We start from the raw sequence: 15,129 nt of genomic DNA on the forward strand, positions 1-15,129 counted from the left end.
GGGGCTATGCCGCCAAGGATTGGAAGACGGCCATGAACCAATTCGCTATTCTTTACGCGGATCGGTTTATTCGATCATCCGTGTGAATCTCAAACCCGCCTTGAACACGGAAATCCTGACACCCCCGGAAGAACTGTGAACGCAAGCTCGACACCAGCTTGCAATTCATTCAGTTTGCCTTTCTGACTCTTCTTCTGCGGAGAATTTGAACAGGTTCTAAGGAAGTTCCCACAGCTCATTCCAAATTTCCAGTTACTTGAAGCCCAATCCTCTTTATTCAGTCCGTTCGATACCTGAGTGGGAGTACTCGCTGACGTATCGCGATTGATCACTATGCGAACGAACGGGTTGTGCTGGGGCTTTCCTGTATTCGCAGTGGTTTCCTGTATTTGCAGAGGATATCTGCAACCCTACTCTAAAAAAGTTGCTTGTCGCGCCGGCCAATGCGGCCAGGGGCGCGGCTTTGCCCGGATTTTGTGTGCCGGCCAGCAACGATATTGAATCCAGCCCAATGGCCTGCCCCTACCACACCTTGAAACCTGTTCATGACAGATCGTAAGCAGGTTCTTGTCAGCAACTTGCCGGTGGAAGGAATGGCTTCTTTCGAGAGGATCTAATGTACCAACGTAGCCAGACGTACCGATCAATGCTCAACGCAACACGCGCCACAGTGAGCAAGATGAAGACCAATCGTAGGGCCCAGCAGCTGATCCAGGCGATCAAAAACAATTACAAGATCAATGGCCGGTGGACCAAACAAGCGTTAGCCGACCAACAGTCTTTGGAACAGTTGCTGGAAGGTGATGCTTACCTGCGCTACAGCCAAGACAAACCAACCAGTGTCGACAGCCTCAACGACCATGAACAACAGGCATTTGTTGATTACATCAAGGCACTGGCTGTACGAGCCGGCACAGTCGACATCCGTGCGCAAGGCAAGGAAAAGGTCGCATTGTCCTCGCAAACCGATACCGACCTGGGCAATGCAGAAGCGTTTCGGGTTCTGCCCAAGGATTTCGAACAACGGCATGGCACCCGCGCCAGTGTCGGCGCACGGCTGACCGTCACTGTCGACAATACCCATTTCAACCAGCTTGCCAATGCATTGACCCAACTGTTCAACGACGACAACCGTAGTTGGCTGGAACAAGCCAAGATCATGGGGCCGAGAAATCTCGGCAGCCGTACCGACCACGCGGTGATCTATCTTTCCGAGGCGGGGCTCGAGCATGCGCGGGTCATCCAGGAAATGCTCGGTGTTTTACTGCCAGCAACCGCCTTTGTCGAACACACACCGATGGGCATGCACCGCATGGGGAAAGGTATCTCCTACTCCGAGACGGCCAAAGGTGGATCGAGTAGCCACGGTCAATCGCGCGCACGACTGATCGCAACGGCGGGTGGTGAAGCACTGCTCACCGATACCCCGGTCGAAACGACATTGACCCGTACCCTGCAAAAGCGTGGATACGACGCGCAAGACCCTGCCCTGCTCGCGCAAGCCGTACGGGACCGCGAACTCAGAGGTGGGTTTGAAAGTATCGGTGACCCTACTGTATTTCGTCCCGGCAGCCCCGACATCCAGCAGTTCGCAGCCGATCCCAACCGGTTTGCAGCAACCCACGCCATCAGTGCCGAGGCAATGACCAAACTGGGGAGCCTGCCAGCGCAAGGTTATGCCAAGTTTGTGGCGGTGGCACCCAACGTATATGAGGTCGAATACACCAGCCAGGGGAGTCACTCCACGCTATTTGATAGCGTGCCGGCCTATTTCCTCGGTTACAACGGCGCCAACCAGGGCAATACCTCACCGGCCTATGTAGACATTCCCAAACATTCAACACCGGGTACCTTTCTTTTCACCGGTTCGCTCACCGGCTGCTCGGTGATAGTGACCGACCTTGACGCCAATACCTACCGGGTCTACCACGATGGGCGGGTCAATAGCTCAGTGCTTTACGACAATGTGGTCATGGCGGTTGACTTCAAGGACTACCAGGTACTGGGTACCCGCACAGGTTTAGCAGCGGCATATATGCAGTATGTCGATAGCCAATGGCAGCTTGCATTCCAACGCCAGCAGTATTTACGGGAGGGCGACGGCAGGCATGACCTTCGGCCCATATTGCGCTCCGGCGTAGAACCGTTTTCGATTCAGTCGCCAGACAATGGAGTGGGTGCACGTAATCATGCTTATTTGGCAACAGCTCATCAGCAGCTTCAGCAACAACTTCGGAAGACTGCTCGTCAATTCGGCGTATCAACCGACAGGGTCACCTATGGAACATTTGAGGGTGGCAGCTTTACCTACGATCATCCGGCCATTGCTGCCTGGAACAAGTTACGCGGCGATATTCAAGCCCAGATCGAAGTCGAGACCAGGGAACTCGTGTACAAGAAAGCTGACCTCTACGACGCCAAACGTATCAGGAATGCCAACCAGCTCCTTATCGACGAGCAGATCAAGCAGATTAATCTGACGCTGGAGTACTACAAGGCGCAGTATGAGCCCTTGCTTTCCGACTCGGCCACTGCAGACCGCACCTGGCTATGGCAGCAAAAGAAAGCCAGAGAAGGCATGGCTGCAGTGGTGCAGATCGATGACACGTCAATCCGGCGTGGGATTCTCGAACCAAGCAACAACCTGGCTCAACGTTATGCCGTCGTTGAGAGCTACCAGCTTGGACGCCAGGACCCTGCGTTCACAGAAGGCCGCCATAACTTCCACGAGGTAGCAATCCCAGGGCTGCACGAAAACATGCCGGCATTGGAGATGAAACACCTGTTCCTCGAAGGCCCGCTCACACCCAGGCAGCGTGGGGCATTAAGCGTTTATATCACCGAAGCGAGTCAGGCCGAATACATCGAGATGGTGCTGAATCACACAGCAACTTTCGCCGAGGACTTTCGTCAAGCCGGCAGTACCTTCGACCGCCTGACTCCCCAGGATTTTTATCTCTCTCTGGTTGGCGACAAAGCTGGCGGCCGCTGTTACCCACTGGTACGGACAATGGCGGTGGCGCTGGCCAACGGCGGGGAACAAGCCGTCAACAATCTGGTGGAAAAGCTGTTCGTGGCTGCCGCAGACCCCTATGCGGGCAGTTCCACCCTGTTCAAAAACAGCCTGATCAAGCTGCACTCCAATGTCGAAGCCGTCCAGGCGTCAACGCTGCTGGGCAAGTTCAACTTGACCGATATCGTTTCGCGACTTGAGCGAGTGACCACCACCTCGATGTTCGCGCTCAATACCCAGGGACACTCGATGATGGTGGGTGTCACCGTCGAACACGAAACACGCCATTACTACTTTTACGACCCGAATGTCGGTTTCTTCGCCTTTGATGTTTCAGGTAACCTGCTTAGCGCCATGCAGCAGCACCTGATCACACGCGAACTGGCTGCCTACTACGGTTCGTTTGGGAGCTTGTCGGCACCTGAATTCAACCTCGTCGAGATCGATACCGCAAAAATGGCTGAAGTACCGGTGGGGAACGGCCTGAACGTGGCGAACCTGACCGAGAGTAATGATCTGGCCAGTGTAGTCGAGCGGCAGCATCAGGCTGCACAGACAGTAAGTGCGGGGGAACGGATCAGAGAAAACGTAAGGTTACATGCCGCCTTGGTGACCCTGGATGCCGAACAATGGGGTAGACGGTTCGATGAATCGAGCACACGGCTTGCGCATGAGGCCGGCCTCGATCACAACTGGATGCCGGTGATCGCTAATACCGAAGACCAAGGCGAAGGCAGCTACCGGGTCCAATTCATCAACCGTGACCGCCCCGACGAGGTGCGCTGGCTCAACACCCGCGATACCACCTTTGCCGAATTCCGCCGTTTTGTCGACGATCATCTGGCTGCGTTGGGTGAACATTTCACCATGGAGCGCGGCCAACTGCAGCCAAGAAATGGGGCCAGCGAGGCAGCACCGGTCGATGGCTTGAATGCCGGGTTTATCGTACAGGCGCTGATCCAGTGGTTTACCCAGAAAAACCGTGACGACGCAGCGCATGGGGTGGCTTCGCCTGATCTCGCTACCGCGCTCAAGGTCCACAGCTACCTCAATTTCACCCAGATGGCTCACGGCGGACTCCAGGACGTGGCCAAGGTCACCGAATTGGTCCGTACTGCACTGCGGGGTGAAGTAGTGGCGGCAGAAACCTCGCTCAACAGCTTTGGCTCGTCGTTGGGACATACCGTCAACGAAGGAGCCGGGGTATTGCTTGGTGGCGCGATGGTTGGGCTGGATGCTTACGAGCTCGCCCATGCCGAAAACGACGTGCAGAAAGCCGTGTTTGGTACGCAGCTTGCGTTCGACTCGGCGAGTTTCGTCGTAGGAGCAGCTGGGGTTGGCGCTGGTCTGGTCGGCGCCTCAACCGTCGGCGCCGTACTCGGTGGGGCTGGGGTGATCCTGGGCGGGCTGGCAGTCGGGTTTGCCGGGCTGGCACAAGCATTCGGTGCAGTGGCCGAGGATGCCAAAGCAGTAGGCCGCTATTTCGACGCAGTCGATACCGCCTATAAGGCGAACGGTTACCGATATGATGCCGAAAAACAGGTGCTGGTGCCTCTCGCCGGGGCCATCGTGAAAAGCATCGATCTACGCAACAGCCAGATCGAATTCGACAGCCAATATATCTACCGTACTCATCATGGCTCTACCGGCTCGGGGTATATCAATTACTTCTTCTGGGCTGGTGATAAGCCGACCATGGTCCGGGACCGCAACCAGGCAATCGAGATTCGTTCTGGCATCGGCTATGCCACAAGCCGCCAACCGCTCGCCCACAGTGATAGTGCGACCGTTATCCTGCCCGGTACGCCCAAGTCATACATCAACTACGAGTACCAGATCCTCCCAGGCGCAACCACCCGTTACGACAGTGGTTTTGAAGTGATCCGTAGACTGGAGAAAGACAGACGATTCGACTATGACTTCTATGTCTTCCCCTCCGAGTACCTGATCCGGCGGATTCATCACGAGTATGTGGCTACTGCAATCGAAGTGATACTCGACCAGCGTAGCCGGCGGCTGGTGGTACCCGACCTGCCTAACGAATTACGCGGCTATCTCAGCTACGAGATCAAAGGTACTGGCGGTGAATACCTGATCGGGCTCAACGAAGGTGTGGGTGTACGGCTTTCAAGCGATGCAAGCAGTACACCATCGCGCTGGATAATCGACTGCAGCCAACTCGCTAGCGACATGATCAACGTCTCACACAACCGGCTGGTGGTAGGTGGCGTTGGGGTTGACCTCGACCCTGCCAAGCATGGGCGGGTACTGGTGATCGCCCGTAACAGCGAGATTCGCGAAGTCGATTTCGCCGCCCAGACCAGCAAGGTGGTGAGCGAAGATGCAAGCCGTTGGCAGACAACGGGCCAGCATATCGAACAGCATCTACGTGATCTGGCCCAGGCGCACCAGCTAGGTGGGCAGTATGTGATGGTCGAGAACTACCGTTACAAGGAGCGTGAAGTCGGCCGGGCATTCTACGACGTAGCCAACGATCGGATGCTGTTCACCGACACTACCAACACTGTGGCCAAAAATGCCGAACTAGGCGCGGTGATAGGCAATCATGTTTACTTCTACCACGCCCAGAATGCCGCAGTTTGGCGTGTTGAAGCAGGCACAGGCCGATTTGAAGCCCAGTTCCAGCCATGGTTCGACCATGTAGCCGGCAAGGTAAGCCGGGTATGGCAAGAAGGCGACGCCGTCTACCTCGCACGCCGTTACGTGCTGGACAACGGTAGTGAAGGCGAACTTTGCTACCGAATCCATGGTGAGCAGATGGCGCTTGTCAGCGCAACCGGTAATGACGCGCTACTGCAACGCTTGGCGCGTACCAATCGGCTTACCGGCGATATCAAGGCCATGCTTGATGGCTACGAGAGCAACCACTTACCGCGGGAGAGCCTGACGGATTTACAAAGCACACGGGTGATTGAATCAACCAGCGCCCCGCTGGTGACGGTGTTTGGTAAAGATACGGATGGCATTGCCCACCGCTACTGGATTCGAACAGACACCCGCATCGTAATCAAACCCAACCTTGCACCACCTGCGGACCAGGCCTTGCGCGTTGAGCCCTCAACACGGGTTCGCAGTGCCTGGCCGATTCCAGCCGATCTCGTGTTGGCAGGCAGCATACCCCGCCCCGATGGCAAGGAAGTGTTTTTCTTTTACAGCAAGGAAGAGAAAGTACTGTTCCGCCAGGAAGGGCCGGGACAAGTTGAACTCGAAGCCACTCACCCCACCGCATTCAGAGTGAGTACGCCCCCGCTGGCCAATGTGATCAACCTGAACGGCAGCCTGGTTGCCGTGACCGAGGACGGACGAGTAGAGCAGATCAACACAGCGGGTCAACTCAGCCTCGAAGCAGTCAACGAACATTGGCTTAAGGGGCGTACCACTTGGTGGAAAGATCTTGCCACGGTCACCGGCAGCCGTAGTACCACCTTGGCTGTGTTCGGAATCAAAGCATCAGATCGTAAGAGCGCGCTGCCGGTGTGGTACCACAACGGGCAGGTAGTCGTGGCATCGGCAGCACTTCAAGGCAAGCCTTTGCAATTCCTGGGCTTCGAACCGGATGGTTCAGCTGCACGGCTCTTCGACCCCGTAAGCGGTAAACTCTACCGCCAACCTCCGATGGGCCCAACAGCGCTTGCCACTGCATTTGGCACCGACGAGGTGCTCGAGCCATCAGCCCCGATCCCCGCGGCAAGCGAGTTCATGCCTGAACTACAGCTCAAAGCAGCAGGACAAGTCGACGGGATGATGCGTCTGACCACCCGTGAGGGGGCAATCCTGGCGCGTGCCGACAGCGGCGAGTTACAACTGATCGCGGTCGACGAGGCATGGCAACAGGCTAACGCTACCCACTTGTCACAGGCGCTCATCAAGCTGGCTGCCAAGTGGCATGCCACCGGGGTAGTTGCGTTGCATAACAAGGAAACACCTGGGTGGTTCGATATTCGTAGCGGCCTGCTGTTCTCTTCACACGATCTACGCCGTTTCAGCGATTTGTACTTCGTTGGGGTGGCCGAAGGGCTACAAGCCGCCTATGTGTATAGCGGTGGCAGCGGCCATTTGTTCCTTGTCGAAAACAGCCAAGTTCACAATGCCGGCGTGTTCAGCCATATCGAACGCGTGGGGTCGACTTTGTTGCTCCAAAGTCATGAAGAACGCACGGCCGTACATTCAGCGGGCGAAAACGAACTGATTCTACCCATCGTTACAGGTATCGATACCTTGGTTTTAAGTGGGGGTGTCGGTCGAGATACCTACCTGATCAGCAACGCGGTCTGGAATCACTATCACACCGTAGTGATCGACAACTACGATCAAGGAAAAGCGCCAGATCGCTTGTTCATGTGCGAGTTCGATCCGGCCAAGCTCCTGATCAGCCGCCGTAATGTCGATCTGATGCTGACCGAATCCGGTACTGGGCAAGTGGTGGTGATACGTAAGGTATTCGGTAGCGATGCCGAAGCATACCAGCATCTTCAGGTTGAGCTGGCAGGTACCCCACCAGCAGTCACCGTCAACCACTTAGCCCGATACTTTAGTGGTGATACTGATCGCATCGGCGGTCGGCTGTTGGAACTGTCGTGGATAAGCAAGCAGCCCGTGCTTGCGGCTGATGAACTGGCATCAAGAGAACCTGACCTGTCACATCTAGCCCAAGTAACAAACAGCATCGACACCGAGCCACGGCAGGCTGGCAATGTGCACTCGCCTACCCACGATGCGACCGGTGACCACAACCGTGCCCACTCACGTAGGCTGCGAGATCGGTAAATCCTTGCTAATCGGGAAGAGCCGCTGATTCTCGGTGTTTATCGTCCAGCCCTGGGGTTATCCGAGGGCTGGACGCCGAGAGCCTGCTCACGATCTTACTGTGCTGTGCGGCCGTGAACAAAGCTTATGTGCTGCTCGTAACCGATCTTGAACAGTTTCTGGGCCAGTTCAAGATCTGCAGTACGTCGGTACTTCTTACTGACCACAGTTCATGTCGATGAAAATGCGCAATTCAGTGGCGGAATCCGATTTATTTGTCACCTTGCTGCCGTTGCCATCATCAACCAACAGGTCGACATTTCTTAAAACATCACCGTTAGCCAGCACAGCTGTGTAGATAGTGACAGGGCCGTCTACCGGGGCCATTATCTTTTCAAAAGGTCCTGCTTTTGCGTTATTGATCACTGCTTTCAGATTGCCATTAATTAAAACTGGCTTTATATATTTCGATTGAAGCGTCGAGGTGCCACTTGTAATCACAACCTTATTTGCATAGATCTCACAAGTTGATGATGTGATATATGCTGGCATGGTATAGCCAGAACGGGTCGTCTTTTTCAACAACACGCCGTCATAAGCAAAAGCATTTGCAGAAAAAAGGGCTGCAGCAAGCGCAAGGAACTTAAACATTCAGGTCTCCAGATTTAAAAAGTCAATTCGTAGGAAAACTACCCGTTTTAATAGCAACGATATAAATAGGGAAAGAATATCCCAATGAAAAAGGACGTCACCTAGCCTGACATGCAGCCATGACCAGCCTTGCCATTGGAAATACCTGGGAATAGAGCGGGTATTCTGATATTTTTCAGCACCAACCTGATGAATTTTATTTCAGGGTCAGCCTTCGTTACTAGGATGAGTAGTCGCCAGGGCCCGCATAATACGCTTATTGATTAAAAATCATAAAATACACGCAGGATGCCTGCACCATAAATACAACATTCGAAGTTTCATACAGTGATACATCTCAATATTGAAAATTTAATTAATTTAATATGAATTAATTTAAGACCTTCCCTACCGTTCGTATGGGAATAAGAATCTCAGCACCTTAGAACCTGTTCAACGCCTGCTACATGCCAGCAATACGGTCTTGAGCAGATTCTCAGACTACTTAGCAAAAATTCTGCCCAGTTGCTTGCCATCAAATTTCTTATGCATTCTTCATTAGCCATCTAAACGATTGCCCAACCCATCTGGTGACATTGCTTAGCTAGGGTCGCCACAACCCCACTGCGTAGCTGTGATCAGGTGCTCTTGGATAGTGCTTAGAACGTGTTCAAAGTCTTGAAAACTAGTGCGAGACAAAACGAAAACAGCCGGGGAAACAGCGTTTACTAATGGTAAATGAGCATTCCGAGGGTATTTTCAACGCTGTATCGTTGACGCGCAGTAGGCTTTCAACAGACTCTCAGTTGTCATAGTGGCTCTATTTGAGTTACTGGAACGTAAAGACATTGCCAGATGTCTAGTGATAGCTATATCTCACCGTCGTCCCGTGCATTTCCTACCCAAAGAACTCTCACATCATGAAATTACATCCGTTCTTGGGCTTTTCCTGGGCGATACTGAGTGCCCAAGTGCTGGCATCGAGTCCCACAAAAACAGTTTCACTATTGGTGCCAGAACAGCACGACAGTAAGGGGCAATTGGTACCGCTCAGTCCTCGGCAGCAGAAACTGATTGAATTGATCAGTATAGAGTCGGGTCTGTACTTTAATGTCAAAGCCTATCCCTGGCGGCGCGCTCAAAGACTCGCTCAACTCGGCTACGGATTAATCTGGGGTGTCATCAAAACCCAAGAGCGTAGCAAGTACTTTAAATTTTCGGCGCCCATCGCGACTTTGAATCACTGGCTGGTTGTACCAACCGGTTATGCATTCCCCTATCGGAATATCCAGAGTCTTAGCGGTATGCGGGTTGTCATTGCCAATGGGGATCTCTATGGCGACGAATTCGACACCAACCGTAACAAGCTCTTTTCAGTGGAAGAGGAAGCCTTTTCACGCGAGGCGCGATTGACCATGCTGGCGAAAGGACGTGCAGATGTAGCCTTGATAGGGAGCTTTCATACAGCCGCCAAGCAATTTGAGGCCCGGCTTAACTACCTGCATGGAGATATCGGGGACTGGACGGTACTCCCCAAACCTCAGTCAACAGCACCAATCCATATTGCAGCGCCCCTTGATCATCCGCTTTCCCATCACCTGCCCACCATCAATCAAGCCATATCAAGATTACGTCAACGTGGCGCTATCCAAGCTGCTATCAGCATTCAGGAAACAAAGTCAGACAACATACAACCACTTTCCGAGTCATATAGGTTCAACAAACATCAGGAAGACGGTTACGTGATGGGCAGATAACATACTTTCAAAGTGAAGAGTCATAGGAAATAGCTGGTGAAAGTCACAGTAAGCAAAGAAGTCAGAAAGTCCCAGGCAGTACTTTTCCATCTTTCCCAGAACTACATGAAACGCCTGAAATGGGATGTGTATCTATCGGAGGCCTATCTTCTGGATAATGCTTCGGAAGCCGCTATCGGCATTGATTCATTCTGCAAGAGCACCTCGGGTACCGTAATGGTCTCGCGTTACGTTTCCTACAAGCCGCCTCTGGTTGCTGCTGTCAGCATGGTCAAGGGCCCTACCCTCCTACGAAGTTTTAGCGGAAGCTGGCGGTTCAAAGCGTTAGGTAATGAATCCACACTTGTCACCTTTACTTATAACTTCAAGACAAGGCCTACATGGTTGCGCTGGCTGATCGAGCCGATAGTGGCGTACTTCTACCATAGAGATATGAGACGTCGTCTCACCGCCTTCAAAGCTTGGGCCGAAAGTAGACCCTAGTGTCAGTAGTATCTCGCTTTACTACTCCCTTCAGCAGTCCTTAAGAACCAGTTCCTACGCATGACCTCATCCAACACCGGACGATAAGTTCAAACAGTTCAGGCTTAATTACCGCCAGCGTATCGGACAGTCCACAACTCCATCCATATTGCTGAACTTTTTGCGCACTCCAAGTACAGACCTGAGCAGTATATTAGTTTATATATACCTACCAATTTTGTTGTGCAGCGGTGGTCAGGTTCTCGGGCGGGAGTTACATACGCAGCGTCATCGGTCGACCAGTATGGCCCTCTGCTTTTACACCCCCTTAAAAGCGCTTGGTATTGACATTTCCATCAACGCCCCGAACCGCATACCCCATCCCTATCTGGTTCAGCAGCGCAATGATAAGCCCACCTCTAGCGCCTTCCACCAATCGCAACAAATCGCATCAGATCCATTCATGAAAGGAGTTCCCCATGCTCAAATTCAAACTCCCCACACTAACGCTCGGTCTGGTTACCGCTGCCCTGTTAAGCGGATGCCCAGAGAACACCGATAGTACGAACGTTACCGAACAAGCTCGTCAGCTCGTTAACCGGATGACAACCCGCGAGAAAGTGGGTCAGAAAGTCATGATGGCGTTCCGCTATTGGTGTCCAGCGGACCAGCCCAGTTGCAAAAGCAATATGACAGAGTTACCCGATGCGGTTGGTAATGCAATACGTGAGAACAAGATCGGTGGTGTCATCCTGTTTTCGAACAATTTAGTTGATATAGAACAAACCAAACGACTTACCGACCAAATCAAAGGCGCGGTGTCCCCAAGCAACCCAGTAGGTTTGCTGATAGGGACTGATGAGGAAGGCGGTAATGTATTCCGCTTGCCTTGGACGCTCGCTACTTCATTTCCCGGAAATATGGCGCTCGGTGCCGCATATGAGGCGACAAAGAACGATCAGCTCGCCTATGACATGGGCCGCGTATTAGCCACCGAGATCGCAGCCGTCGGCTTCAACGTCAATTTCGCACCAGTTGTGGACGTCAACAGTAACCCACTCAATCCGGTTATCAATGTCCGCGCATTCGGGGACGATCCGGCAACAATCAGCCTATTGGGCCGGCGCGCTGCCCTGGGGATGACAAGCCAGGGTGTAATCGGCACGTTCAAGCACTTTCCGGGACATGGCGACACAGATAAGGACTCCCACTATGGTCTACCCGTTGTCAACAAATCGCGTGCCGATGCCTATGCTATCGACCTTGCGCCTTATCGGCAGGCCATTCAGTCGGGGCAGGCTCCCGCCATGGTCATGACCGCACATATCCAATACCCGGCACTAGACAACACCGCAACGACCACGCGCACCGGCGAGCAAATGATTGTGCCCGCCACCATGTCCAGAAAGATTCAGCACGACATCCTGCGCGGCGAGCTAGGTTACCAAGGCGTAACCATTACCGATGCATTGGATATGGAGGGCATTACCAAATTCTTCGACCAGACCGATGCCGTCATCAAAGTCTTTCAGGCGGATGTTGATATCGCACTGATGCCTGTCGAATTTCGCGTGGCTGCTGATGCGAATCGGCTCTCCGCCTTAATCGACCAGATAACGGCCAAGGTCGAGGCTGGTTTGATCAACCGAGAGGAACTCGATCGCTCGGTCAACCGGATCGTGCAGATGAAACTACGCAACGGCATTACACCAGGCGGTGGAAGCAGACCGATGCCCGACCGGTCGGTGATCGGCAGTCCAGCGCATCGTGCTATCGAGCAGGACATCACAAAGAAGTCCATCACACTGTTGCGCAACGCCAATGGCACCTTGCCGCTGCAAGCGCAAGGCAGGAAGATTTTCATTATGACCCCTTGGGGAGAGCAGGCAGAAGCAATGCGTCGACGTTTTGTCGAATTGGGTTATCCAGACACAACTGGGGCAAAGCTGAGCAATACCTCATGGGATGCGCAAAAGCAGGCGATCAACGAAGCCAATATCATCATCCTGGGAACGCTATCGACAAGCGTTACACCAGTCGAGCGCAACGGAGTCCCAAATAGAAGCCCAGTACAAGTACAGCCTTATTCGATACGGCAGTTATCAACACAAGGCAACATCGAAGGGTCGCTGGTCTTCAATGTCGAAGAAGACGCTGCTTTTGCAAGCGGGTTACACCAGATGATGCAGGTAACCACCCCAAGCGAGGCACAACAGATACGTAAGGCGATGGAATACGCGAAGAACGAAACCACAAATAAAACGGTCATCCACATCACAATGCGTGCGCCCTATGACGTTGTTAATTACGACGATATCACCGATGCCACGCTGGCTACCTACTCTTACTATGGGTACGAAGGTGGTTTACGCGGGCCTTCCATGCCAGCTGTTGTTGACGCGATGTTGGGCATACAACATCCGATAGGCAAACTGCCTGTCGCCATCTATGCACAATCTGCAGGTGGTGTACCCGGGCAATTACGTTATGCACGTGGGTTTGGCTTGCAATACTGAAAATGCGCAACGGCCCCAGGAATACACGGAAGCCAAGATAAGAACGTCCTTGGTTTGCAGGTTACCAACCCGCATCTCAAGGTCGTTCTTCATGCCGTACCACCTAACCGCAGCGGACCTTGAGCAGGTTTCAAAGTTGGCTAATACCAGACCCACTGCTGCCAAGGCACGGGCCGTGTATTTACCGGGAACAGGCTAGGTACGCCATCAGCCGGGTAAGTCAAAGCGGCGCGGGGGTAAGCGACATTGATCAGTCTGCCGTCCACATAACGCCACTGATAAGCCGTAGTTGGTGGCGTATTACTATCGCATGCTCTTGGCGCAGCGACTGAGGTCGGGAGCGATAAGTTACTGACAGCGCCAACCGCGCCCAGACAATGCGCTTCGGTCTTGTTGATTAAATGTCCTTCAGCGCTCTGTTTCCATAGCTGTAACGATTTGTTGCTATCGCACGGCGCCAGTACCAGTGACAGCTGATCATCCTGCATAAAAGCTGCAAATACCTCTACATCTGGCGCCGTAGGAAAATGTTGGACCTTGGCGGGCAATCGACGGGCTTCCAAGCACTGCTTTTGCGTACTACCTACCGGCTTCCACAGTGAAACCAATTGCCGATACGACGCCGGCAATTCTTCTGGCTTGACGATGCTGACATGAAATACCACTACCCCGTTCTTTCCCTCTGCTGTACTGAAATGGAAAAACACCCGATCCAACGTCGCTTGCGTTGTTGGATCGGGCTGGGTTGTAGCACCCGGCTCAGCCTGAACTTTCAAAGTAAAAGTATTGGCAGTCTGACTATCGATACTGACAGCAATCAGCGGATTTTCACTCTTGATCTGCGGTATGCCAGCCAAGGGAACACTCGATAACACCCGCACTTCAACCTGCCCTGCGGTATTTTCTGCCAACACCAGCTCCTGCTTGCTTAGTACAACGCCCAAATTGTTGTCTGTTGGTGCGGGGCCTGTGTTCTTGGCAACGCCCCCGTATAGTGCATCCAATGCTGCGATATCACCTGCTGACAACGTTGTGCGTGGCCATGGTCGCACCCTGGTCGATGGATCACGCAATTTCAGTTCATTACCTGTCTCGTAGTGCGTAACCGAGTCCAGATCATAGGGGCCGATGCTCAAGCCATCTTTGTCTGTATTATATTGACTGGCAAAAAGCGTACGCCCGACCTTCAGGTATTGGTCCCGATCCACTCGTTGATGCTCGTGGTAGAACCCAACAACATGCATCAGCTCATGCAATGCGTCCCCGACATTGTGGCAACTGGGACTGAGCGACAACTCCTGAGGCCCACCCTCTTTACCAACAGCTGAAGCACAGATGATGTTGTGGTGGTCATTGGCGAGATAGATATAGTCCGCTTCATCCGTGCGCTCCACAAAACGCAATGCACTGTTTCTGGAAATTTCACGGGCAGCCTCAAGAAAGACTTCACGTGCTTTTGGCGTAGCATTGGTCAGTACATAGGGCACTATACGATTAGGCCAGCGAACATCCCTGGAAACCGTCTGGGCGCGCTTTACACGTTTCTTTGCCTCGGCGACAACCTTATTGCTATTGCTTGCATGCCCTGACTGGTCTCCCGCTTGAACCGTGCCGGCCACAAACAAAGACAAGCCATAGAGGCCTAGCGGCAACGCCGCTTTGCGATAGAACGGGTACATATTTTTATCCTTGATACTGCAGGGGGATTTACGCGAGAAGATAGGAGAATCAGCCTTGCGTAGAGACAAACTGACTGCCCAGGCGAAATGGCTTTTGGTGAGTTCGCCTTGTCATACGAGACTTTGAACTTGCACTAAGCACTGGTTACGACTTTTATGAAATTCGCTCAAACCGTTAACGGGTCTGTCAGTAATTTCGTGTTCAAGGCATATCATGCTCCCAAGGAGAATGTATGCCTCGCAAACCGAAAGCCAAGCCGGTGGAATTGCCGGCAATTCCCGCCGAGCTCCTAGCTCAGTTCGGC

Annotated in this window: 7 protein-coding genes; 4 read left to right on the plus strand and 3 right to left on the minus strand. The window is 53.1% G+C overall.

Annotation, left to right across the window (positions count from 1 at the left end):
• Window positions 1–415: 415 nt before the first annotated feature.
• A complete protein-coding gene (locus ACUHMQ_RS18230) occupies window positions 416–547 on the minus strand; it encodes a hypothetical protein (protein ID WP_445296884.1) in 132 nt (43 codons plus the stop codon).
• 132 nt (window positions 548–679) lie between these two features.
• On the opposite strand from ACUHMQ_RS18230, the gene ACUHMQ_RS18235 reads away from it, so the two are divergent.
• Entirely contained in the window at window positions 680–7,801 is a 7,122-nt protein-coding gene (locus ACUHMQ_RS18235; RefSeq protein WP_445296885.1) for a TcdA/TcdB pore-forming domain-containing protein, read from the plus strand.
• Between the two features lie 195 nt (window positions 7,802–7,996).
• On the opposite strand, the gene ACUHMQ_RS18240 is transcribed toward ACUHMQ_RS18235, so the two are convergent.
• The gene (locus ACUHMQ_RS18240; protein WP_445296886.1) at window positions 7,997–8,431 is read right to left on the minus strand and encodes a hypothetical protein; all 435 of its coding nucleotides are present in this window, start codon (window positions 8,429–8,431) and stop codon (window positions 7,997–7,999) included.
• Between the two features lie 899 nt (window positions 8,432–9,330).
• Here ACUHMQ_RS18240 and ACUHMQ_RS18245 point away from each other — a divergent pair.
• The 3 genes from ACUHMQ_RS18245 to ACUHMQ_RS18255 all read left to right on the plus strand — a co-directional run bounded on the left by ACUHMQ_RS18245 (window position 9,331) and on the right by ACUHMQ_RS18255 (window position 13,145).
• Window positions 9,331–10,167 (plus strand): substrate-binding periplasmic protein, encoded by an 837-nt coding sequence (locus ACUHMQ_RS18245; RefSeq protein ID WP_445296887.1) that lies wholly within the window; start codon window positions 9,331–9,333, stop codon window positions 10,165–10,167.
• Between the two features lie 36 nt (window positions 10,168–10,203).
• Window positions 10,204–10,650, plus strand: a complete 447-nt coding sequence (locus ACUHMQ_RS18250; protein ID WP_445296888.1) for an SRPBCC family protein — start codon at window positions 10,204–10,206, stop codon at window positions 10,648–10,650.
• Between the two features lie 458 nt (window positions 10,651–11,108).
• The gene (locus ACUHMQ_RS18255) at window positions 11,109–13,145 is read left to right on the plus strand and encodes a glycoside hydrolase family 3 protein (protein WP_445296889.1); all 2,037 of its coding nucleotides are present in this window, start codon (window positions 11,109–11,111) and stop codon (window positions 13,143–13,145) included.
• Window positions 13,146–13,285: 140 nt separating this feature from the next.
• Here ACUHMQ_RS18255 and ACUHMQ_RS18260 read toward each other — a convergent pair whose 3' ends face one another.
• The gene (locus ACUHMQ_RS18260; protein WP_445296890.1) at window positions 13,286–14,824 is read right to left on the minus strand and encodes a M12 family metallopeptidase; all 1,539 of its coding nucleotides are present in this window, start codon (window positions 14,822–14,824) and stop codon (window positions 13,286–13,288) included.
• Between the last annotated feature and the right edge of the window lie 305 nt (window positions 14,825–15,129).

Source organism: Chitinimonas violaceus (assembly GCF_052601015.1).